20 protein-coding genes are annotated in these 22,497 nt (G+C 48.4%); 14 read left to right on the forward strand and 6 right to left on the reverse strand.

Features of this window, described 5'->3' with window-relative positions; all coding sequences use genetic code 11:
* Positions 1-118 precede the first annotated feature (118 nt).
* A complete protein-coding gene (locus tag ACWHX8_RS18150) occupies positions 119-1,276 on the reverse strand; it encodes an FG-GAP repeat domain-containing protein (protein ID WP_447969545.1) in 1,158 nt (385 codons plus the stop codon).
* A 291-nt stretch (positions 1,277-1,567) separates the two neighbouring features.
* Between ACWHX8_RS18150 and ACWHX8_RS18155 the strand changes: the two genes are divergently transcribed.
* Positions 1,568-1,909 carry a hypothetical protein gene (locus ACWHX8_RS18155; RefSeq protein WP_447969546.1) on the forward strand — a complete coding sequence of 114 codons (342 nt, stop codon included), beginning with the start codon at positions 1,568-1,570 and terminating at the stop codon, positions 1,907-1,909.
* 56 nt (positions 1,910-1,965) lie between these two features.
* Here the strand turns inward: ACWHX8_RS18155 and ACWHX8_RS18160 are convergent, their stop codons facing one another.
* Positions 1,966-2,631: a CAAX prenyl protease-related protein gene (locus ACWHX8_RS18160; protein WP_447969547.1), complete on the reverse strand. Its 666-nt coding sequence runs from the start codon at positions 2,629-2,631 to the stop codon at positions 1,966-1,968.
* A gap of 132 nt (positions 2,632-2,763) precedes the next feature.
* A complete protein-coding gene (locus ACWHX8_RS18165) occupies positions 2,764-4,305 on the reverse strand; it encodes a fused MFS/spermidine synthase (protein ID WP_447969548.1) in 1,542 nt (513 codons plus the stop codon).
* A 275-nt stretch (positions 4,306-4,580) separates the two neighbouring features.
* Here ACWHX8_RS18165 and murJ point away from each other — a divergent pair, with 275 nt between their 5' ends.
* The 4 genes from murJ (at position 4,581) to ACWHX8_RS18185 (ending at position 10,000) form a co-directional block, all read left to right on the forward strand.
* A complete protein-coding gene (gene murJ / locus ACWHX8_RS18170) occupies positions 4,581-6,182 on the forward strand; it encodes a murein biosynthesis integral membrane protein MurJ (protein WP_447969549.1) in 1,602 nt (533 codons plus the stop codon).
* Between the two features lie 30 nt (positions 6,183-6,212).
* Entirely contained in the window at positions 6,213-6,677 is a 465-nt protein-coding gene (gene dtd, locus ACWHX8_RS18175) for a D-aminoacyl-tRNA deacylase (RefSeq protein WP_447969550.1), read from the forward strand.
* Between the two features lie 95 nt (positions 6,678-6,772).
* Complete coding sequence (locus ACWHX8_RS18180) at positions 6,773-7,339, forward strand: hypothetical protein (RefSeq protein WP_447969551.1); 567 nt, start codon at positions 6,773-6,775, stop codon at positions 7,337-7,339.
* Between the two features lie 1,089 nt (positions 7,340-8,428).
* The gene (locus tag ACWHX8_RS18185) at positions 8,429-10,000 is read left to right on the forward strand and encodes a sensor domain-containing diguanylate cyclase (RefSeq protein WP_447969552.1); all 1,572 of its coding nucleotides are present in this window, start codon (positions 8,429-8,431) and stop codon (positions 9,998-10,000) included.
* A gap of 101 nt (positions 10,001-10,101) precedes the next feature.
* Here ACWHX8_RS18185 and bcp read toward each other — a convergent pair whose 3' ends face one another.
* Positions 10,102-10,677 carry a thioredoxin-dependent thiol peroxidase gene (gene bcp, locus ACWHX8_RS18190; RefSeq protein WP_447969553.1) on the reverse strand — a complete coding sequence of 192 codons (576 nt, stop codon included), beginning with the start codon at positions 10,675-10,677 and terminating at the stop codon, positions 10,102-10,104.
* A 146-nt stretch (positions 10,678-10,823) separates the two neighbouring features.
* On the opposite strand from bcp, the gene ACWHX8_RS18195 reads away from it, so the two are divergent.
* The 3 genes from ACWHX8_RS18195 (at position 10,824) to ACWHX8_RS18205 (ending at position 13,388) form a co-directional block, all read left to right on the forward strand.
* Positions 10,824-11,975: a 4-phosphoerythronate dehydrogenase gene (locus tag ACWHX8_RS18195; RefSeq protein WP_447969554.1), complete on the forward strand. Its 1,152-nt coding sequence runs from the start codon at positions 10,824-10,826 to the stop codon at positions 11,973-11,975.
* Positions 11,968-12,846 carry a class I SAM-dependent methyltransferase gene (locus ACWHX8_RS18200; protein WP_447969555.1) on the forward strand — a complete coding sequence of 293 codons (879 nt, stop codon included), beginning with the start codon at positions 11,968-11,970 and terminating at the stop codon, positions 12,844-12,846. The genes ACWHX8_RS18195 and ACWHX8_RS18200 overlap by 8 nt, the downstream gene beginning before the upstream one ends.
* 125 nt (positions 12,847-12,971) lie before the next feature.
* Entirely contained in the window at positions 12,972-13,388 is a 417-nt protein-coding gene (locus ACWHX8_RS18205) for a hypothetical protein (protein WP_447969556.1), read from the forward strand.
* Between the two features lie 78 nt (positions 13,389-13,466).
* Here ACWHX8_RS18205 and ACWHX8_RS18210 read toward each other — a convergent pair whose 3' ends face one another.
* Positions 13,467-13,760 carry a hypothetical protein gene (locus tag ACWHX8_RS18210; protein ID WP_447969557.1) on the reverse strand — a complete coding sequence of 98 codons (294 nt, stop codon included), beginning with the start codon at positions 13,758-13,760 and terminating at the stop codon, positions 13,467-13,469.
* Positions 13,761-14,013: 253 nt separating this feature from the next.
* The gene (locus ACWHX8_RS18215; protein WP_447969558.1) at positions 14,014-14,190 is read right to left on the reverse strand and encodes a hypothetical protein; all 177 of its coding nucleotides are present in this window, start codon (positions 14,188-14,190) and stop codon (positions 14,014-14,016) included.
* Positions 14,191-14,718: 528 nt separating this feature from the next.
* On the opposite strand from ACWHX8_RS18215, the gene ACWHX8_RS18220 reads away from it, so the two are divergent.
* The 6 genes from ACWHX8_RS18220 (at position 14,719) to ACWHX8_RS18245 (ending at position 22,481) form a co-directional block, all read left to right on the forward strand.
* The gene (locus ACWHX8_RS18220; protein ID WP_447969559.1) at positions 14,719-15,174 is read left to right on the forward strand and encodes an RrF2 family transcriptional regulator; all 456 of its coding nucleotides are present in this window, start codon (positions 14,719-14,721) and stop codon (positions 15,172-15,174) included.
* Positions 15,175-15,287: 113 nt separating this feature from the next.
* The gene (locus tag ACWHX8_RS18225; protein ID WP_447969560.1) at positions 15,288-17,783 is read left to right on the forward strand and encodes a sulfurtransferase TusA family protein; all 2,496 of its coding nucleotides are present in this window, start codon (positions 15,288-15,290) and stop codon (positions 17,781-17,783) included.
* Between the two features lie 30 nt (positions 17,784-17,813).
* Positions 17,814-18,539: a phosphoadenylyl-sulfate reductase gene (locus tag ACWHX8_RS18230; protein ID WP_447969561.1), complete on the forward strand. Its 726-nt coding sequence runs from the start codon at positions 17,814-17,816 to the stop codon at positions 18,537-18,539.
* A 200-nt stretch (positions 18,540-18,739) separates the two neighbouring features.
* On the forward strand, positions 18,740-19,819 hold the full coding sequence (locus ACWHX8_RS18235; RefSeq protein WP_447969562.1) for an anthranilate phosphoribosyltransferase: 1,080 nt from the start codon (positions 18,740-18,742) through the stop codon (positions 19,817-19,819).
* Positions 19,816-20,616 (forward strand): sulfate adenylyltransferase subunit CysD, encoded by an 801-nt coding sequence (gene cysD, locus ACWHX8_RS18240; RefSeq protein WP_447969563.1) that lies wholly within the window; start codon positions 19,816-19,818, stop codon positions 20,614-20,616. The genes ACWHX8_RS18235 and cysD overlap by 4 nt, the downstream gene beginning before the upstream one ends.
* A 2-nt stretch (positions 20,617-20,618) precedes the next feature.
* Positions 20,619-22,481 carry a GTP-binding protein gene (locus ACWHX8_RS18245; protein ID WP_447969564.1) on the forward strand — a complete coding sequence of 621 codons (1,863 nt, stop codon included), beginning with the start codon at positions 20,619-20,621 and terminating at the stop codon, positions 22,479-22,481.
* Positions 22,482-22,497: the final 16 nt, after the last annotated feature.

Here is a 22,497-nt window from a genome sequence, read left to right on the forward strand (position 1 = left end):
GAGATGCTGTTGCAGAGTCAGCTGGGAATTATCAAAAAGAGAAATAATCTACTAGAGTATTTGACTCTAGCGAAGGGCCTTGAACCTGTCAAGAAAGAGACATCGCCCTTCTCTGCGCTTAAGAGTCTGGTGATGATTCTAGATTTCCTCGAGAATGTAGGCCGTGATGAAGAAATATCGAGACACTATTGGCGGAATTATTCGCAATGGCTAATCCCGGTTGTTCATTTCGTCCCGAAGCCACAATTAATGAAGTTAACGCGAATGGTCCATAGGGAGTGGAATAGTGCTTGGGAGGGTAATGAAACGTGCCATCGCCTTTCCCATATAATAACGACATACTCCCCGATTGAATATTGACCACGGCAACATCTGCCAGTTTATCTCCATCAAAATCATAGGCTAACCCCTGATTTGGGCCGGCATCGCCTCCAGAATCTTTGCCATCCTGAAATGTTCCATCTCCATTTCCAAGAAACACGGTAATCGTATTCATTTCGCCATTGACGACCAATAAATCAAGGTTTCGATCACTATTAAAGTCGGCAAATGAGACCCCGAGTGGCCGCTTTCCCGTACGATAATCTGTGGGAGATTCAAACGTCCCGTCGCCGTTGCCTGGCCAGATGGACACAGCATGGCTCATAGGCCCTCCGTTACTCACTGCCAAATCAAGATGTTCATCACCATCAAAGTCGGCCGTACTGACAGACGTCGGCGTATCCCCATATTCATACAGCGCTCCAAGACGAAACTTTCCAGTCCCCATCCCCAACAGAACTTGGAGTTTGTCATTGCGGAGAGCCACCACCAGGTCCGGTAACATATCTTCATTATAATCACCAGAGGCAAGATCGACTGGCGTTCGATGGACGGGATACTGCGCTCCACGCGTAAACGTGCCATTCCCTTCTCCGAGAAAGATCAACACCTGATTGCTCCCTGAACACGCGACGGCTAAATCCACCCGTCGATCCATGTTGAAATCAACAAGGGCCAAATTCCTTGGCTCCTGACAGGCTTGGACAGTTCGTTGCTCTTGAAAGCTTCCATCCCCATTGCCCATTAGAATAGACAATGAGTTTCCCTGAATATTGCTTGTAATGAGATCAGAAAAACCATCACCATTCAAATCACCTGATTTAACTGATGTCGGAGTTTTACCAACAGGGTAGGTTTTGTATAGGTAGACGAGGTCTGGAGGAAGATAGGTTTCTTGCTTTGGGCAACCCAGGGTCACGAGAAAAAGCAGGAGCAGCAGTAAAAAACGAATCATGAATGGACGAATGGTCCGAGCTGATAGGACAACCTACAATCCGAACATTCCCTTTGGTGCACATCAACAGAAATAGACTAAAACGTAAACTCCCAGCAACTTGCTATTCAATCGATCCCCAGTATACGAAGTTTCCTGGTCCTTGTAAAACAATATCTTCCCGTATAGGCCCATAAAGTTAGCCTGAAATAGACATAAAGTCTCGCTCACGGACTTATCGTTAGACCTATGACTTGGAGACACGCAGATGAATGTGGTATAGAGATGATTCTAAAAATTGAGAAGGAGGATATGATGTCTGATAGCAAGAAGAAAAAAATCGAACTCAGTATGTACGGCGTGGCTGAAATTATGAAGTGGTGTGTTGAGCGTAATAACGGCCGAGTGCCAGGAACTGACACCGACGTGTTCAAGAAAATGCATGAAGCATTACTTGAGAGGCCAAAGGCTGGCGATTATTACATACTCGACAATTTCTACAAGTCACGTAAGACCTTTGAGTTTACCCATGATGAGGTCGTGATTGTTGATCGCTGCTTGTATGATATTCCGAATTTCGACGGCGCACAATTACCGCAAATTCGGTATAAGTTTTGGCCGACACAAGAAGAACTTGCCGCATCTTCCGCATAAGTGCAGAGAAGGAGAAAGGCTTTTAGTCTCTCAAGAGTCTTTCTCCTCTTTCATCCCTACCACCATTGCCATTCTTCTGTGACGAGCACATGAATGCCGAGCACAAAGTTCGTCAGGCCATGAGCAAGAATACATGGCCAAAGCCGACGGGTGCGGTATAACAAAGCGTTATACAGGGCCCCCGCCATCATGCCTGCCAACCATAAATTATGTTCGAGACCGAATAAGACCACAGTCGCCGCGAACGAGCCGATCGTAAACGTACCCAGGGGCACGACATTAAAACGATTATCGATAATCCATCGAATGAGAAAAGAACGCCAGAAGAGTTCTTCCATCACCGGAACCACAATGGATGCCCCGAATAACCGAAAGCCCACCAACAACATCGCCATACCCTGTTCATGTTCAAATGGATTATACCCCGTCATTTCACCCTGAATTGCCCAGGACCAATCCATCCGAACCCACAAGACATACACGAGTATCCCAATACCGACAATCGATAACCCTTCCGTCCAGCTTTCAATCATCGGGCTTTTGAGTTCTTCAAATCGCGACCAGAAAAAGACCAGTAACCCGCCAACCACAAGAACTTTGACAGGATACAACCACAGCTCGAGATCTTGAGTGTGGTCACCGACGGGTAAGAGCATGGCTAACATGGAACTGAAGGCAATAAATCCCATGTACACGCCAAATGGCAAAATACGAGGCCACATTTCGGTTCACTCCGTTACTGGTTGTGAATAACAATACGTATGTTGACAGCAGGAGTCATACACGCCAAACCTACGTCACACACTTCCCTCGGTTGGAATATCAGGGGACTTAACTCTAAAAAAATCGCGTACTTAGCCCTGTCCTTGAAGGACATCTAAGGGAGAATAATCGTCGGTCAACGTAATGCCAGGTTCCAAATGAACGGGAGGCGCCGACTGGAAGAAGCTCAAGGTTTCAGAGGGTAACCGGTTCTGACTGACAAAAGACGCGAGCGTCTTCGCAAACAATTCATCGCGCATTCGAACAACAGGCGACCCAGCAAAAAAGATCAGATTCACGGCACCAGAGTCCGTCGACAACCATGTCGGTCCCGCCACGCTGTAGGTTTCAACATCTGGGAAAGCGGTTCGCATCGTTGTGAGAACAGCCTGCGCCCGACGAATATCCGGTTTGGCGTCAGAGGATGCGAGATTGACGGCCACCACTCCATCGGTTGTGAGATGTGCACGAAGTTCGGCAAAAAATTCTTGCGTGGTGACATGAAAAGGAATGAGATGCCGCGCAAACACATCAACCCAAATAATGTCGTATTGCACGGGAGTCCCACCCAAGAAGGTACGCGCATCTTGGATATACACATGATGATTGTCAGGCGGTTGATAGTCAAAAAACTGCTCAGCCGCATGCACCACAGAAGGATCCATCTCAACGACATCCAATTCTAAGTCTGGCCACTCTTGGGCCAGCCACTTGGCGAGAGAGCCCCCACCATGTCCGAGAATCAACCCTCGCTTCGGATTCTCGACTAATGGAAGGTGCCCCATCATCACCTGACTGTAGGGAAGCGCAAGAGTGGTTGGAGCCACTTTCCACATGACTGCATGAAATGTATTATTCAAAATGAGGAATCGAAATAAATCATTATCCCGCACTCGCACCTGCTGATAAGGACTGTCTTCTTGATACAACGCCGGGGGTAAGACGGAAATCGGGTGAAAACTCCCCCACCCTCCAAGAAGAGCCAGCCCGAAAATCGGAATCATACGCGTATATCGCAGCCCCCAAGCCCACCAACCCCAGACAAGCCCTACGACCACTTGAACAACCCCTAAGAGCGCCACAAGCGTGACACTTCCAAGCCAGGTTAACAAATAAAATGAGGTTCCCCATGTTCCGACCAAACTTCCAATGGTTGAGACGGCAATCATACTCCCTGTATGACGTCCTAAATGCCCCATATCGGCGATGGCCAGCCGCAGCAAAGCCGGGAGCACACCGCTCAGACAAAATGCCGGCACCGCTAATAACACACTGGAAGCGAGACACGGGCCCCATCGAGGATCGGCGAGCCAGCGTGAAACGGTAAAGACAACTGGCTGCCCGACCCAGGCGAGCAGGAGAGTCCACGCACCTGAGGCAAGGAGAAGGAGTGCAAGCACAAGCACGGGAGGCCGTCGATCTGCAAGCCATCCCCCTGCGGCATACCCGCTGCTCATCGCGGCCAGGACAACCCCAATGAGGGCTCCCCACACATATAAGGAACTGCCAAAAACCGGTGCTAAGAGACGACTCCCAAGAATCTCGAGCGCCATAACAATCGCCCCAGTCGTAAAGGCCGTGCCAAAACACCACGGGCGCGTAGGAAATCGTCGCTGATCAGATGACGTATGCATGTTCACTGGAATTATTTGGAAAAGGTCTGGATGCTAAAGCAACCATTCCTAGGTGTCAATTCACAAACTGAACGGGTCCCGGCGCCTACACATAGCAACCCCTATGAGGACTTAGAGGCACCTCTAAATTCAAAAAATGTTTTTATATCAAGAAAAACCATTGTCCTTCTATCCAAGAACATGGCGTGTACGGAAAATCACGCACGACTACATGACTTCAACCTTCAATCGACTCATCCGTAGATTCCTTCGAAAGGTTCCGCTAGTATCGTAGAATGTCTGATCCCCAGACAACACCTCACACACCTGCCCGCCAGGTAGAGACCCATTCTGTCACGAGTGCTGCCGGAGTCATTGGCGCCGCAACTTTTAGTAGCCGCATCCTCGGCTTCATACGTGATGTGGTCATTGCGCAGTTGTTCGGAGCCAGCGCAGCAGCCGATGCCTTCTACGTGGCGTATCGAATCCCCAACTTGCTCAGAGAACTCTTCGCTGAAGGTTCAATGTCTTCTGCCTTCATACCGGTTTTTACCGAATATCATACACTGCGATCAAAAGAAGAAGCATGGGAACTGGCGAGTGCAGCATTCACCACACTCCTGACCATTGTCACACTCGTAACGTTAATCGGCATATTCGCGGCTCCCAGTATTGTGTGGTTCCTAGCCCCTGGCTTTCATGGCGAAGCGGCTCAACTCGCCACCACGACATTACTCACCCAGGTCATGTTCCCCTATCTCCTGTTTGTGAGTTTAGCTGCACTCGCGATGGGGATTTTGAACGCCCTTCGTGCATTCGCAGTGCCTGCTCTTGCTCCGGTATTTTTTAATATTGTGGTGATTACGTTTGCCTTGGGCATCACTCCGTTGTTCGAACAACCAATTATCGGAGTCGGCATTGGCATCGTGGTTGGAGGCCTTGCACAATTCGTCATGCAATTGCCAGCCATTTACAAACGTGGCTTCCTCTTGACCTGGAAATTTCAGCCAGGACACCCTGGCGTCAGGCAAATGGGACGATTGATTCTCCCCACCTTGCTCGGCTTATCTGTCACGCAAGTCAATTTAACAGTGAGTACAATTCTCGCCTCCTACTTCGAAGGCGGTCCGACGTACCTGTTTTATGGGATGCGTCTCATCCAATTTCCGCTTGGCATTTTCGGCGTCGCGCTGGCAACAGCCATTCTCCCAACCCTGTCAACACAGGCCGCCAGTGGATCACTGGATGATCTTCGGGACACGGTCAACTATGGATTACGGTCAATTCTCTTTATCATTTTACCTGCCATGCTTGGACTCATGTTATTGGGGGAACCGATAATCCACATTTTTTTTGAACATGGAGCCTTCACGGCTGAAGATACTTCGCGAACAGCAGCCGCGTTATTCGCCTTCTCTTTTGGACTGTGGGCATTTGCTGGATATCGAATCCTGGCCACGGCCTTTTACGCACTTCAGGATACCAAAACCCCTGCCATTGCTGCGGTCGTGGGCATGTGCGCAAATATCGCGCTTGCCCTTATCCTCATGCAATCCCTTGACTACGTTGGCCTCGCATTGGCTACAGCCTGTGCGTCAATGCTCAATGCGTGCATCCTGCTTACGATTCTCACCCGTCGGCTTGGAGGGCTTAACTGGACACGCCTCGCAAAATCAGTATGTCGAACGACTATAGCCTTACTCCCTCTTGCCTTCGTCTGCCTGTGGACTGCTCAATTAACGGTATGGGAACAAACAGGAATGTTCATCATGAAAATCAGCATACTCGCGGGTGGGATCGGAGTCAGCATGGTAGGGTACTTCGGCACGCATCTCTTGCTGAAGTCAGAAGAGTTATCGGGCATTTGGCAGATCGTGAAAAAAAAGCTTCGAATGTGAGCATAGGAAACGGGCGAGAGGAGACCCAGTATGAAAGTGATCCTCCAACGGGTTCGACAGGCCAGCGTGGAAGTTCACAATCAGGTTGTTGGCCACATTGGTCGAGGACTGGCCATTCTCTTGGGAGTGGCTCGTGGTGATACACCTTACCATGCCGATTCGCTTTCAGAGAAAATTGCAGTACTCCGATTGTTCTCCGATGAAGCTGGAAAGATGAATCAATCCATCCGAGACATCAACGGCTCGGCCTTAGTGATCTCTCAATTTACACTCCTGGCTAATACGACACGAGGACGGCGTCCAAGCTTTGAAGAGGCCGCGCCTCCAGATGAAGCGCAAGCATTGTATGAATTATTCATTGAAAACCTTCGTGCCCACAGCATTCATGTCGAGCATGGCATCTTTGGGTCAAACATGGTCGTGTCACTCGAAAACGAGGGGCCAGTCACACTCGTACTTGATACGCAGAAGAATGAAGGAGTAAATAACTATTAAGAGTGCTTAAGACAAGACCGATAAATTTGTACAGAAGGAATCGATTGTGGCAATGTACGCATTGTCATTCTACCTGTGCCAGGGAGGTTCATTTTATGGAAACCACCGTCTCAGAACACCACCCCCTTCGACAGCTCTTTGGTGCCCTAACCGAACGTACCTTTTCCGAAGCATTAGGGTGGCCAGACTTTCAAGTTACCGAATACGTGTCCAACTTGCTTGTTGAATTTGCACATGTCGATCAACTCGCCCAGATTAAAAACCAAGAAGGACAAACCATAGAAACCGTGGTTGAATTACTCTATGAAGCAGAAGTCCTCAACCAAGATTCTGATGTAGACAAAGAGCGAGACGTCCATCGCCACATTGGAGACCTGACGCTCTTTATGGCGGGATTATTCCCAGAATATCTGAGTCGCATGAAATGCTCTGGACTCATTCATCATAAAGACTTTCTCGTCGATTACGTCAAAGCCGGAAAACGCTCATACGGAATAGTCGCCACATGCCAACGCTCTGAAGACAAAGAACCGCCAGCGCTCTTTCAAGCCCTCTCAACAAACTTTGAACTGTGTGTTGCAGGATTGGGGTTTGTCCGGCTAGACCTTAATCGAATGCAAAGCCCTTCGTATACGCACGCCAAAGACATCTTATTGAACTAATCAATTTTCTTGGCCCCTCCTCCCACATGTCTTTTGACAAATGATCGATGAAGCTCAAGCAACCTTGGGCTTTATCGGTTGCCCATGTTGCTCATCGATAGATAGCCGATTCAATTATAGCGAAACCATAGAACATTCAACCGCATGTACATTACATACACAGCGCAACAACATACATCGTACATGCGAAAGTTAAAAAAACGGCTATAACTTCCCGACTCTTGAAGCATGTGATACCGCGTTAAAAATCCTCACTTGGACACCTGTAATCGACACACTGAGTTGCAACAAGATCACAACAATGAGTGCCCGTCAGGCTCAGCTGGGTCACTCAACAACCGTGTCCAAGGACACCTGTAATCGACACACTGAGTTACAACAAGATTACAACAATGAATGCCCGTCAGCATCAGCTGGGTCGCTCAACAACCGTGTCCAAGGACACCTGTAATCGACACACTGAGTTGTAACAAGATCACAACGATGAGTGCCCATCAGCATCAGCTGGGTCGCTCAACAACCGTGTCCAAGGACACCTGTAATCGACACACTGAGTTGTAACAAGATCACAACGATGAGTGCCCATCAGCATCAGCTGGGTCACTCAACAACCGTGTCCAAGGACACCTGTAATCGACACACTGAGTTACAACAAGATTACAACAATGAGTGCCCGTCAGGCTCAGCTGGGTCACTCAACAACCGTGTCCAAGGACACCTGTAATCGACACACTGAGTTACAACAAGATCACAACAATGAGTGCCCGTCAGGCTCAGCTGGGTCACTCAACAACCGTGTCCAAGGACACCTGTACAAGGCAATAGTTGCAGCCAGATCACAACAATGAGTGCTCGTTAGGCTCAGCTGAGTCTTTAACGACCGTGCCTAAGCATACTGATGTGTATTTTGATCCGCTATATCGTTAATTTTTCCTCAAAATTGACCGAAAAAAGAAAAGACTGCAGGCTACGACTCCTTCCTCGAGTCGTATCTGCCCCAGAAAAAAGTCGTGTATCGCCCGAGAGGACCGCAGTTAAGATTATTCGCTCATGATAGACCTACACCATAGATATACCAATGGATGAAGGATGGCCTATGTGCCAGACTGGGCTCTGAACACAATGCATCAAGACCTTGAATCAAAACTGAAAGCCTGTTCGACGCTACCGAGTCCCCCCAAGGTCGCATCGGAACTTATTCAGCTGGCTCATGATCCGGAAGCGGACATTCAAGCCATCGCTAAGATCTTGCAGATGGACCCAGCATTATCCATCAAAATTTTACGCGTCGCCAATTCTCCTCTCTACGCCAATCGACGAAACGTTGAAACCTTAGCGCAAGCCACGCTCATTATCGGGCTCAATGGAATTCTTGCCTTAGCCCTCTCATTCTCGTTGGTGAAATCTTTTCGTGGTGAAAAAACGAATGGCCTGAATTACCCACAGTACTGGCAACGCGCATTAATTGGGGCCTCGATTTCTCGAGCCATTGGGGAGGCAAGCTCACTGGTATCACTCGAGGAACTATTTACCGCCGCACTCATGCAAGACATCGGCATGTTAGCGTTGGATCGAGTTCTCCCCAAATTGTACAAACATCCCACGTTCAACCAGACATCTCATCGCCACGTCATTGCCTATGAGCAAGAACACATTGGGACGACCCATGCCGCAGTCGGGGGCTGGCTGCTCGGCAACTGGAATCTCCCAGAACGACTACAGCTGGCGATCAGTGCCAGTGATGATCCTGAGCGCGTGCCCGCCACGGATGATCGCATACACTTTATTCGGTGCGTCGCACTTTCCGGCATGATTGCCGAGTTATACCTGACACATGCCAAAGGACAACAGGTTGTTGATGTTTCGGAAAAAGGGAAAGAGTGGCTGGGATTTACACCAGAAACGTTCACCGAAATCCTCACGAAACTGAAGGGACTCGTGTCTCAATCTGAAGACTTGTTTGAATGCAAAATTCAAGACAACCTGTCAGCAGAGACACTATTGGAAACCGCAAAAGAAGCACTCTTAATTCGAAATATGCAGGCCTTCAAACAAGTGGAAGCATTGAAGCATAATACCGTCATTTTGGAAACTCGCTATCACAACTTGGAAGAATCCAGTCGCTTAGACTCGCTGACGGGCGCGTACAATCGCTCATATCTAGACGAAGTGATCGAGACCACGTTTGAAGCAGCATCGATGAATACCGCTCCGTTGAGTTTTTTATTCGTCGACTTGGATCATTTCAAGAAAGTCAACGATACCTACGGCCATCAACACGGTGATAATATTCTCAGAGCAGTCGCGGAAATTCTCAAAGCGCAAACACGGAATACCGACATAGTCGGACGGTATGGAGGAGAAGAATTTTTCGTAGTGATGCCAGGAGTCAATGGCCCGATGGCAGAGACTGTCTGCAATCGAATCAATACCGCCTTTCGTCTCCACACCCATGATGTTGGACCAAACCAATCCCTCGCCGTGACGGTATCGCTCGGCATTGCGACGCTTGAAGACGGACATATATTTGAGTCGGCACACGAAATGATCGGAGCTGCCGATCAGGCGTTGTATGCCTCAAAGTCTCAAGGACGTGATCGTTGGACCGCCTATAAAACCCTACCCGCCTCCCACCATCGTCAGAGTCACTCCATCAAGTAACAAGCAGTGACTTGATGGGATTCACAGCCCGTCATGTCATGACACGCCTAAAGGCGATAGGTATGCGTTTCACATCTCAAATATGATTACGCCATTGACTATTATGTGGCGGACATCTCTTGTAACGCATCAAGCACCTGATCAAAATGCTGCTCCACTTTCACCTTCGGGAACACGGCGGCAACTTTCCCCTTTCCATCAATAATGAAAGTGGTCCGTTCAACACCCATATACTTACGCCCATACATAGACTTCTCTTTCCAAACACCATATGTCTGTAACATATTCTTGTCGACATCGCTCAAGAGCGGAAAATTCAATTCAAATTTTTTCGAGAATTTTTTATGCGATTCCACTGAGTCTGGACTCACCCCCAATACGATGGCTCCACGTTTTCGAATGTCACGCAACCCGTCTCTGAATGAACATGCCTCCTTCGTACAACCAGGCGTATCGTCTTTGGGATAAAAAAACAACACAACCGTTTTGCCCTTGAGGTCAGATAATTTCACAGTCTTTCCCGTATCATCTAACAGCGTAAAGGCTGGCGCCTTCTGCCCAACTTTCAACGTAGCCGCGGGGGAGGCTTCTGCTTTGGAACTAGTAGCTTTGGTCGCCTTGGCGGACTTTTTTCCCTGTGTTGAAGCTTGACTCTTTGCCGTCGTCGCCTTTTTCATCAATCACTCCCTTTGGTAAAAATTCATGAATAATAATTGTTACAATGCTTCAGGGTTTCCCTTCTTCATTGCCAACAAGACATGAAACATATTATATAGACTGCCACCATCGAAGTGCACAGTATGGCTTACATGGAACAACACGTATGACACGCCCCATTTCCATCGTCGCTGGAGAAAGCATCCCCTATGTCGAGGAAGCCTTTTCCACATTAGGAACAATCACGATGCTTCCGGGACGATCCATTACCTCGGCCAGCCTGAAAGCAACCAATGTCCTTCTCGTTCGATCCATCACCAAAATCAATGAGGCGTTATTACGCGGCAGCACTGTTGAATTTGTCGGATCGGCTTCTGCAGGAGTCGATCATATCGACTCATCGTATCTCCACTCTCAGAATATTGGATTCGCCTCATCACCAGGCTCCAATGCCAATTCTGTTGCCGAATATGTCATCACCGCGTTACTCATCTTAGCCTGTCAACACAACTTCAAACTGTCTGGAAAAACTATCGGAATTGTGGGTGTTGGGAACATTGGTCGACTGGTCAAGCACAAAGCCGAAGCATTAGGCATGAAGCCAATCCTTAATGACCCATTACGGGCAGAGACTGATGAAATTGATCATCACGCTCTCGAAGAAACTCTCGCATGCGATATCGTGACGCTCCACGTTCCCTTCACACAGCATGGACCTTTTCCGACTCATCACTTGATTAACCGCGACACGCTGGCCTATCTGAACCCATCGACGATATTGATCAATGCTTCACGCGGAGAGGTGGTTGAAACGCAGGCATTGCTCGAGGCCATCACACGCAAACGCATCGGGCCAACCGTCATCGACGTCTGGGAGCATGAACCGCGCATCAATTGGGACCTCTTCGAAGCGGTCACGATCGGCACACCCCATATCGCTGGACATTCTCTCGATGGCAAAGCCATGGGAACATACATGATCTACACAGCGCTATGCCAACATCTTGGCATTGCCCCACGGTGGGACCCATCACATTCCCTCCCTGACCCTATTGTCCCCATGTTGACGGTCGACCCTTCACACAGCATGGAAGAAGACCTGCGAATGCTCACGACCAAGATTTATGATCTCGAAGCCGACCATGCACGCATGAAGGCGCTCCTTCATGAATCAAAAGACGAGAGAGCGAAACTGTTTGATGGTCTCAGGAAACATTATCCCATCCGGCGGGAATTCCATCGAACGAACGTGAACGTTCCCTCAACCGCGCCAAAACTCAGGGAACAACTCACTGCACTAGGGTTTTCACATGTCTGATATGAACGCAGCCAACCTCAACCATGAACTATCGACACGCTACTATCAACACGGGACACTCGAAAAGGAGCTTTGGTTTCAGGTCGCTGAACGCGATTATTCTGAGCTGATCAAGGCTTTCGACTTTAGCCAGTTCTTTTCGTCCTTCAATTCTCCCATAAAGCTCCTTGATGTCGGATGTGGGACCGGGAAATTTCCCACGATGCTCGGCTCACACATTTCGGATCGCATCCGCGTGCGCTACGATTATCTTGACCCTTCTCAACACAGCTTAGATGAATTAAAGAAAACCCTCGCCCCTCCATTTACACCACATACGGCGCTAGACACCACTCTAGAATCCCTCGAACGTTCTCGCTGCCCATCAGAGGGCTATCAGATTATTTGGTGCCTGCAATCGTTATACTGTGTTCAGCACGAAGCATTAGAAGACATCACGAAAAAACTACAGGCGCTTCTCGATCCACGCAATGGTGTTGCCCTCATCTATTTGGCCTCATCCGATGCGCTGTATCATCGCCTCTACAACCTCTATAACCAAATAGTCTATCCAGATACCCGCAGGCCCTATATCACAGCAGAGGACATCACAGAGACCTTAGATAATCTTCATATTCCCTATGGAGTCAAGAAACTCCAATTCCCACATACCATCGCAGGCTCAGAACCACACGTGTTGAAAAACTACATCAACCAATGCGTGTTCGATGATCACGCATGTGACAACCTGCAACACCATACAGCTCTGAATGAGTTTCTGGAATCATTCAATAACGGGGAACGATACGACTTCCCTCAACAAGTTTGGCTGATCATGTTTGGAGCAACCGACGAATTGACCATGACAGCTCGAAAAAAATTCGGATTGTAGATCGAGACAAAAAGAAAGCAAGAATTTCGCAACAAGCCTCTGGTAAGATCACCCCACCTGACAATCACATTCAAGCCAATCGATGAGACACTGTTGGATCGAGCCATGAGGAGATAAGGCGTATTATGTTGAAAAGAAAGTCGTTGAAAGGCATGGAAGGCATCTATGTCGTCGTAGAAGATTTGGGGGCAGAACTTAAAGGAACGGTCACGCGTCGAGACATACGGTCACGAGTCGAAGGGCAACTCGGGACAGCCGGCATTCGTATTGTGAAAGAAAAAGAAGCCGCCAAGCTTCCGGGAGAACCCTATCTCTATGTAAATTTAGCAGCCCTTCCCTTAGAACGAAAACGTTTTGCCTGCCGAATCGACTTGGAAGTTCACCAACATGTGGCCTTAATTCATGATGCCAAAGGCGGACATGCCATTACCTGGGAACAAGGTGTGTTAACCGTAGGCGGACTCGACACCATTTCTCAACATCTTGATGAACTGGTGTTTGCATTCATCTGTGACTATTTAGCCGTAAATCCAATTCGATAATTTTCCCGCCCCAGCGTTTCAATACGACTCGATTCAGACGAACCACAGAACGGCTCGCGCGGCCTCCCCTGGAAACATCTAATTCGTCTCATCAGAAGGATCGCTGGGCCAACGGAGATGATCCATGTACTTACCAAGGTCCATATCTTCAGGAACCTTCTCGATATCGGCCTGAAGAATTTCAAGGTTTCTTAAGGTTTCGTAAATTCTGTAATGTTTGGACTTCTCCCAAAACTCCTCTTGCTCACGCTGATACTCCTCGATCGGCATCTGCGTTTTTTCTAAGAGCATTGCCTTGAGAAAGTGTATCTCGTTTTCTTGATGGGCCAATGCATGGGCCAGCACTAAAAGGTGTTTTTCGTGATCATTCATATCCTAGACTCCCTTCGACCATTTCTCGCATTCCTTCTTGACTGTACGACACACCGAAAATTCGTCAGGAGGATTTGAGATACCACACTTTTCGGTCAAGAAAAAAGGAACATCGAAATTGGCCAATAAAGGGATATAGTAGTTGAAATGTCTGCCGACTGGCAGGCTTCTAAGGGCGGAGAGTAGTGGTGTAGATATCCGTGCTAAAAAGAAGCGTGAGATCAGCACCAGTAATAATATTTGCAATACGTACTTAATAAGAGCAATCGTCAAACAGAGCTTGCACATCTGACCAGACGGCTCCCTGAGGTATCCCTGTTCGCCACTCACCATATTCATTCGCAGGTCGGTAAAAAACGTCTTGAATGGTTTTCTTAAATATGAACTCTTGGCCTTCAACTGTTAATTGAATAATTTGTTCCTCATCCATACTCATATTCTCCTCAAATTAACCGAATCCCAATAATTTTTGCCTGTGGATTACCCAGTACAGCCATATCTATAGCCGTTCCAGTTAGGCCGAATCAGTTACATGTCGATCCACTGAATACTGGTTATAGCCGTTTCAAATAACTTCCGCTGGTGGAAACGTTGTACCGCGCTGAGTTCGTTGTATTTTCCTGTTTGGAACGTATTTGGATTCGCTATAACCCTTCGTTATTGAACCGTCAATCGTATACAGGGCATCCAGGCGGGCATAACTTTCCTCTATGTTTGCACTGTGTACATGATGTACATTCGGTTGGAAGTTATTTGGTTTCGCTACAGTGACAGAAAATACCTGTTCTAGAGTAAAAACCTTGCCCCTTGAGAAAACACTGACCCTATACCATTATCGGCGGCCTCCTAAGGACTATTAAGCGGAAGGGTGAAGGAGAATTGGCATCTCTTGACACAACAATCCTACTCATCATAAAATATACCTAATTCCGATAGGAATAGTATGAATTAATGTAAAATGAAGAAATTTTCTCAAAAAGTGACCTATGCCATTATGGCTACTCTGGAACTAGGGATTCGATATGGCACCTCGCCGGTCCAAGCCAAGGCTATTGCTCACAACCAATCCATCCCAGCTCGATTTGTTGAGCACATTCTCAGTGCCCTGAAACAGGCTGGGCTTGTGACGAGTCATCGAGGCGCTCAAGGAGGCTATATCTTACGCAAGGAACCATCAGACACCTCTCTTGCTGAAATTGTTCAAGCCATCAATGGATCGACGCCGTCATTCAATAACAATGGCTCAACAAATGGTCATCAAGAAATGCCAAACGCGCATGACGCCTTGTTATCGGGAATTTGGCAACAGCTCCATGACGCTGAACTTGCAATTCTCCGTTCGATCTCGTTACAAACCCTAGTGGAGCAATATCAAGAACTCGAAGATAAACGTGTGTTGATGTATCACATTTGACCTTCTTTTTAAGGTAGAACTATGTCCAGACATTCACTGTCGTTGTCATTTTTGTTTTTACAATCAGTGTTGCCTTTTCTTTCACACACACGAACGGCCACCGGAGGTCCAGAATGAGTGCCTTGCCAACCGCCAAACCAGAAATTAAGACGGCTCCTATACCTCAAGAAATTATAGAAGAAATTGAAACGTTCGAAGACGAAGTGCAGCGACTTCAAAGCGGAGAAACTCCTGCCGATATTTTCAAGCCATTTCGTTTGCAGTTCGGTATTTATGGACAACGCCAACCGGATGTGCAAATGGTACGGATTAAGATTCCTTTTGGTGGTCTCACAGCGAATCAACTCCGTCGAATTGCTGAAATCGCCGATACGTACGCCACTGGCGTGGGACATGTCACCACTCGCCAGGATATACAACTTCACTTTGTGCCGTTACCTAAGGTGGGTACAATCATGCGGATGCTGGCTGAAGTTGGGTTGACCACCCGTGAAGCCTGCGCCAATACCGTTCGCAACGTCACCGCCTGTGCGTTGGCTGGAATTTGTCCAGGAGAAGTCTTTGACGTCACACCCTATGCCAATACCATTGCTCGACACCTGTTACGTAATCCGCTCACACAAAGTCTTCCACGGAAGTTCAAAATTGCATTCTCAGGATGTCAGTCAGATTGTGCATTAACGCCCATCCATGATGTCGGACTTCTCGCAAGCAGAAATGCCGAAGGAACTATCGGCTTTAAAATGGTCGTAGGCGGTGGCCTTGGCTCGACACCTCGTGTGGCAAAACTCCTTCGAGAGTTTGTCCCGATGGAAGAACTACTCCCATCCATTGAAGCCTGCATTAAAGTCTTTGATAACTTGGGCAACCGAAAAAATCGTAGTAAAGCCCGCATGAAATTTGTGATCGACAAACTTGGATTTGAAGAATTTAAGAGGCAATGGCAAGAAGCCTATGACACCTTGCTCAAAGCAGGGGCTACCACATCAGGCTTAACCCTTCTGCCCTATCAAGATGAGGCTCCATTGATTATGCCTACTAAAGCAGGCAATGGAACGCCTGAGAATGGCACGAATGGAAATGGGGCTGGTCAAGCCTCTAACGGGTCATCCGAGACTCGGACACGCTTTGACGTATGGCGAAAAACCAACGTAATCGCACAACGTCAAGCAGGCTTTCTGACGGCTGTCGTGAAACTCCCTTCCGGCGACATGACTACCGAACAAATATACGCGTTATCCGATTTTGCTGAAACCTATGCCAACGGCAACATTCGAACCACGATTAGTCAAAATATGATTATTCGGTGGATTCCCGAAGCACGTATTGAAGCATTCTATGAGGCTCTCGTCTCTCAAGGTCTCGGAGCACCGGGCGCAGAAGGGATCGAAGATATTGTCTCCTGCCCGGGGACAGATACATGCGGCTTAGGCATCACATCGTCAAAAGGCCTCGCCCGGTCGCTATCGGAATTATTCCCGGCAGGGGAAACCCCTCCTGACCTGAAAGGCGTGGATATTAAAATCAGCGGATGTCACAACTCCTGCGCACAACATCATATCGCCACGATTGGACTGCATGGTGTTGGAAAACGCATTGGCGATCACATTGCCCCCGTGTACGAATTGCACCTCGGGGGACAAGTCAATGGCACAGCCAAAATTGCACAGCTGATCGTCAAAGTGCCTGCGAAAAATGTCCCGGCTGCCATTCAACATCTGTTGGACTATTATCGGAAGGATCGCGAAACCGGAGAAAGCCTGCAAGCCTTTATCGCGCGAATGGGCAAGGCCAAATTAAAACAAGAGTTGATTCCCCATACGTTGCTTCCGGCTTACGCGGAAAACTCCGAGTATTATTTTGACTGGGAAGCCGATGAAGAATTTTCGGTTGAAGATCTTGGACCGGGAGAATGTGCCGGCGGTGCCTTGGAAATGATCGATAACCGTATGCTCGAAGCCGAGCAAGAGCTCTATCATGCTCGACTTCTGGCAGAAAAACATCAGTATGGCATCGCAACGAATAAGGCCTATCGCGCCGTGGTTGCTGGAGCCAAAGCCATTTTAGTGACCGAAGGAATGGACCCGAACACCGATGCCGACACCTTGGCTGAATATGACCGGCTTGTCACGGCAAAAGGGTTGATGCCGGAAGCGTATCGTAACCTCACGGCCCACTTAGATGATCTCGGCTCTAAGGATGCCTCAACTGAGTTCCTTCAACGCAACCTTGATTTTTCGAGAGGTTTTGTGGAGGCCTGCCGAACAGCTACAGAAGAAATTGGGCAAGACCTAAAACTTGCTCCAGTCGAAATGGGCGAAGAACAGCCAGCCGAGAGTACAACCCAAGAGTCGCCGGAGAAACCATCTTCCGATGCCCAAGTCTATGATTTACGGGGAGTGGCATGCCCCATGAACTACGTGAAAACGAAATTGAAAATGGAAATGATGGATGAAGGAGAGCAACTCGAAGTGTGGCTTGATGCGGGAGATCCCATTAAGAATGTACCCATGAGCCTTCGAAACGATGGCCACAAAATCTTAACGGAAGAAGCCCTCGACGGCGAGCAGCAACACTTCAAAATTTTAGTAGAAAAAGTTGACGCCTAATAACAACATACATTTTTACGTGAACAAACCATGCACCACTCACTAGAGACTCAACCCGATACGGAACATCTACGCACGCTCAACAAGAAACTGGAAACGCAGTCTCCTCAAGAAATTCTTGCATATGCGTTTGAGGAATATGCGCCCCACATCATCCTCGCCTGTAGCTTCGGGGCTGAAGATGTCGTTCTTGCAGACATGATGTTTCGCCACAATCCCAATGCCACATTATTCTATTTGGATACGGACTTTTTATTTCCTGAGACTCATCAGGTCCGTGATCGGATCGTGGAGAAGTATCAGCTCAAAACCGATCAAGTCATTCAGATGAAATCACTCATCACGCCGGAGTCGCAAGCCACAACATATGGCGAAGCATTATGGACAGAACGCCCAGATCAATGCTGCCAACTCCGCAAGCTTGAACCACTCAAACGAGTCCTCAAAAACTATACGGCTTGGATCACGGGCATTCGACGTGAGCAATCACCAACTCGAGCTAACACGGGCATAATTGAATGGGACAATACATTTCAACTGGTAAAAGTGAGTCCATTGGCGTCATGGTCATGGGAACAAGTTTGGACTTACATCAAGGCCAATGACGTTCCCTATAATGTGCTCCATGAACACAATTACCCCAGCATTGGGTGTACACATTGCACATCACCCGTAATGCCCGGCGATGATCCACGATCCGGACGCTGGAAAAACTTTGCCAAAACCGAATGTGGACTGCATCCGCCAAAGACGTAAGGCTGAAATCAGAAAACGTTGCTCGTTGCTCGTTGCTCGTGAAAGATTGGAACCTTTTTTATAAATGCAATACAAAATACTATAGCGAAACCAAATAACTTCCAACCGAATTTCCATCATGTACACAGCGCAAAAACACACATCGTACAGACGGAAGTAAATTGGAACGGCTATAGCGACGAGATACGTGAGTTTCTGATATGCAACAATTCATTGCCAAAATAGGGAAAGGGCACAAACGGACCAAGGACTTAACTTGGGACGAAGCCAAGGAATCCATGCGTACGATCATTGAGTCGCAAGCGACGCCTGGCCAAATTGGTGCGTTTCTGATGGCCATGCGGATTAAAACGGAATCCATCTCGGAACTCGCGTCATTTACCGCTGCAGCAAGACAATATGTTTCACCACTTAAGGTTCCATCACCAACACAAGTCGTCGATTTGCCAATGTACGGAGAGAAGCATGACACATGTCATGCCATTGTCGCATCTGCCCTCATTGCCGCCGCCGCCGGGGCACCGATTCTGATACATGGCACAAGTAACGCCGCCGCGGCTTCAACCGTACCAGACATTCTGCAACAACTCGGTATTTCCATCGCACAGCCGGTTGAACAATTGACTCAGTTTCAATTCGCCTATCTCGACCTTGAAACCTATCATCCGCCATTGGCCAAACTACTTGATTTGCGTCATGAATTTGGGGTTCAAAATCTTGCTCATCAAGTCGCCAGAATGCTGAACCCCGCCAGAGCGTCTTCGCAAGTCATCGGGATCGCGCATCCACCGTATCTCGACAAAATGATTGAAGCCTTGCACATGCTCGGCACGCCTCGCGTGATGGTTCTTCAAGGTGTGGAAGGCGCTCCGGAGCTGTCGATATCCACAGCGACTCCAGCTCGTGAACTTCGAAACGAGCACATTACCCGACTCATGATTCGCCCTCAGGACATTGGGATGTCGTTTGGGTCATTCCAAGCCATGGGACACTCCGCCTTGCCCAATGCACACCACACGTTGCTTTCACAACAGGAAGCCTCCCTTGTCCTTCAACTTCTTGAGAATAAGGTTCGAGGTGACTACCGAGCATGGGTCATCCTCAATGCGGCGCTGCTCTTGTATGCCGCCGGCAAGGCCTCGTCACTCGTCCAGGCTACTCCCCTGGCAGAACAATCACTGAACTCAGGAATGGCGCTCAAAAAACTGCAAGCCCTGACTGCACCGCCATCCCTATCGACTGAAAACCTTGACCTCCCGACGGAGACCGTTCCCGCATGAAACATTTACGTCAACTGGAAAATCAGAGCATCTTTATTCTTCGGGAAGCCTACAAAAACTTCGACAACCTGGGCATGCTCTGGTCCATGGGCAAAGACTCGACCGTGTTGCTCTGGCTTGCTCGTAAAGCGTTTTTTGGACATGTCCCATTTCCCCTCCTCCATGTCGATACCAGCTATAAAATCCCAGCGATGATTGAGTACCGCGACCGCCTCGCACGTGAATGGCGACTCAACTTAGTCATTGGACAAAATAAAAAAGCGTTGGCGGAAGGCATGAACCACACACGAGGTCGGGTCGAATGCTGTACGGCGTTAAAAACCGAAGGGTTGAAACTCCTACTCGAAGAAAAAGGCTATACCGGAATCATTCTCGGTGTCCGCTCAGACGAAGATAGCACTCGCGCGAAAGAACGATACTTTTCTCCGCGCGATAAAAATAACGAATGGGACTTTCGTGATCAGCCTCCAGAATTATGGGATCAATATAAAATTTCCTTTCCACCTGGAACACATATTCGTATTCATCCTCTCCTGGACTGGACGGAAATCAATATCTGGGAATACATTAAATTGGAAAATATTCCATTCCTGGACTCGCTGTACCTTGATCAGGGAACGGGACAACGCTATCGAAGCTTGGGATGCGAGCCGTGCACTTTCCCTATGAAATCGACGTCGAAAAATGTGGATGAAGTCATTATCGAATTAAAAAATAGTAAGGTGGCCGAACGGGCTGGCCGCGCTCAAGACGAAGGTCGTGGAATGGAACAATTACGAAAAGAAGGATACATGTAATCATGACGGGCACCACATCGGCTTCTCAAGACATGCCAAACGACAATCCCATTAAAGAAACCATGAATATTGTCATTGTGGGACATGTGGATCATGGAAAGTCCACACTCCTTGGTCGTCTGTACGCCGATACCGGAACGCTCCCCGTCGGAAAAATCGAAAAAATTCAGGCCATCTGCCAACAACAGGGGAAAGAGTTTGAGTATGCATTTCTTTTTGATGCCTTTCTAGAAGAACAACAGCAAGGCATTACCATCGACACCGCCAGAACGTTTTTTTCCTGGGGAAACCGGCAGTACATTATCATTGACGCACCAGGTCATAAAGAATTTTTAAAAAACATGGTATCCGGAGCGGCGAGAGCCGAGGCCGCGCTCCTGATCATCGATGCTCTTGAAGGGGTGAAAGATCAATCCAAACGGCACGGACTTCTGCTTTCCATGTTAGGCGTCAAGCAAGTCACCGTTGTAGTCAACAAAATGGATTTGGTGGGATATCGTGAAGACGTGTTTCGAGGGATTGAAAAAGAATATACGGAGTTTCTCGCTCAGTTGAACGTTATCCCGCAATACATCATTCCCGCAAGCGCGAAACAAGGCATCAATATCACGACCAATGCAACGGAAACTCCGTGGTATACGGGACCGACCGTCTTAGATTCACTGTCACACTTCTCGCTTGACGTGGCCGACACCGAACAACCACTACGCCTTCCCCTCCAGGATGTCTATAAATTTGATGCACGACGAATCCTTGTTGGAAGAATCACGGCTGGACAATTAAAAGTCGGAGATCGCCTCGTGTTTGCCCCGTCAAATAAGTCGGCGGTTATTCAAACCATCGAAGCCTTCAACGTCGACCCGGCTCCAATGCAGGCAATAGCCGGAGAGTCCGTCGGCATCACATTGGATGAACAAATTTTCGTCGAACGTGGACAAATTGCTGCGCATGAGCATCAAGGCCCATTCGTCTCGACAAGTTTTCGAGCCAATGTTTTTTGGCTGGGCCAACGTCCCTTAGAACGAAATCGTACGTATAATCTACGGCTCGCCACACGGGAAGTTCCATGCGAAGTCTCTACGATTCATCGTATTGTCAACGCCAACGACCTAGATGACCGGCAAACCTCCACATCCGTCCAACGGAATGAAGTTGCCGATTTGACGTTTCGCACCAAGGCGCCTCTTGCCTTTGATACCTATACCACATCCGAAGACACTGGGCGATTTGTCTTAGTGGATGAATATGATGTGTCCGGTGGCGGCATTATCACCGAAATGATACGAGACGAACAGGAAGGCCTCAGGACAGAAGCGCGCGAACGCGATTCGGCCTGGGTCAAGGGGGAAATTGGCCCAGAGGAACGTGCGCAACACTACGGCCATCGTGCCGCCGTGGTTCTCTTTACTGGTCCCGACACGACAGCGAAAGCCTTTTTAGCCCGCAAACTCGAATCGGTCTTAGTCGCGGAAGGTCGACATGCTTATTTGTTAGATGCAGAAAACCTTCGCCGTGGGCTCGATGCCGACATCGGTGAAACCAACGCGACCGAAGCCGTGCGTCGCTACGGTGAAGTCGCAAAGCTTCTTACCGATACCGGGCTGCTCGTCCTTTCTACAACAAATCCCTTCTCGCTTCCTGGCGGAACGATTGCTCAGGCCATTCAAACACTCATCAATCCCACGCCGGTCATTACAATCTACATGTCGAAAGAACAGGAAAGCCTGCTCCCTGACGCGACCCTAACCTTTGTTGGACCAGAGGACTTCGATGCTCGAGCTCGACAAATTATCGAAACATTGAAGCAAATAGGAATCCTGGCAGAGTCCGTAGGTGCCCAACCGGCCTTTCAATTCTCAATCTAGTCCTGCTGAGTGCAGC

The sequence above is a fragment of the Nitrospira sp. M1 genome, from assembly GCF_965152605.1.

Coding starts and splice junctions, on each gene's coding strand:
- ACWHX8_RS18150 (WP_447969545.1), bottom strand. CDS start 1,276: ATGATTCGTTTTTTACTGCTGCTCCTGCTTTTTCTCGTGACCCTGGGT.
- ACWHX8_RS18155 (WP_447969546.1), top strand. CDS start 1,568: ATGATGTCTGATAGCAAGAAGAAAAAAATCGAACTCAGTATGTACGGC.
- ACWHX8_RS18160 (WP_447969547.1), bottom strand. CDS start 2,631: ATGTGGCCTCGTATTTTGCCATTTGGCGTGTACATGGGATTTATTGCC.
- ACWHX8_RS18165 (WP_447969548.1), bottom strand. CDS start 4,305: ATGCATACGTCATCTGATCAGCGACGATTTCCTACGCGCCCGTGGTGT.
- murJ (WP_447969549.1), top strand. CDS start 4,581: ATGTCTGATCCCCAGACAACACCTCACACACCTGCCCGCCAGGTAGAG.
- dtd (WP_447969550.1), top strand. CDS start 6,213: ATGAAAGTGATCCTCCAACGGGTTCGACAGGCCAGCGTGGAAGTTCAC.
- ACWHX8_RS18180 (WP_447969551.1), top strand. CDS start 6,773: ATGGAAACCACCGTCTCAGAACACCACCCCCTTCGACAGCTCTTTGGT.
- ACWHX8_RS18185 (WP_447969552.1), top strand. CDS start 8,429: ATGGCCTATGTGCCAGACTGGGCTCTGAACACAATGCATCAAGACCTT.
- bcp (WP_447969553.1), bottom strand. CDS start 10,677: ATGAAAAAGGCGACGACGGCAAAGAGTCAAGCTTCAACACAGGGAAAA.
- ACWHX8_RS18195 (WP_447969554.1), top strand. CDS start 10,824: ATGACACGCCCCATTTCCATCGTCGCTGGAGAAAGCATCCCCTATGTC.
- ACWHX8_RS18200 (WP_447969555.1), top strand. CDS start 11,968: ATGTCTGATATGAACGCAGCCAACCTCAACCATGAACTATCGACACGC.
- ACWHX8_RS18205 (WP_447969556.1), top strand. CDS start 12,972: ATGTTGAAAAGAAAGTCGTTGAAAGGCATGGAAGGCATCTATGTCGTC.
- ACWHX8_RS18210 (WP_447969557.1), bottom strand. CDS start 13,760: ATGAATGATCACGAAAAACACCTTTTAGTGCTGGCCCATGCATTGGCC.
- ACWHX8_RS18215 (WP_447969558.1), bottom strand. CDS start 14,190: ATGGATGAGGAACAAATTATTCAATTAACAGTTGAAGGCCAAGAGTTC.
- ACWHX8_RS18220 (WP_447969559.1), top strand. CDS start 14,719: ATGAAGAAATTTTCTCAAAAAGTGACCTATGCCATTATGGCTACTCTG.
- ACWHX8_RS18225 (WP_447969560.1), top strand. CDS start 15,288: ATGAGTGCCTTGCCAACCGCCAAACCAGAAATTAAGACGGCTCCTATA.
- ACWHX8_RS18230 (WP_447969561.1), top strand. CDS start 17,814: ATGCACCACTCACTAGAGACTCAACCCGATACGGAACATCTACGCACG.
- ACWHX8_RS18235 (WP_447969562.1), top strand. CDS start 18,740: ATGCAACAATTCATTGCCAAAATAGGGAAAGGGCACAAACGGACCAAG.
- cysD (WP_447969563.1), top strand. CDS start 19,816: ATGAAACATTTACGTCAACTGGAAAATCAGAGCATCTTTATTCTTCGG.
- ACWHX8_RS18245 (WP_447969564.1), top strand. CDS start 20,619: ATGACGGGCACCACATCGGCTTCTCAAGACATGCCAAACGACAATCCC.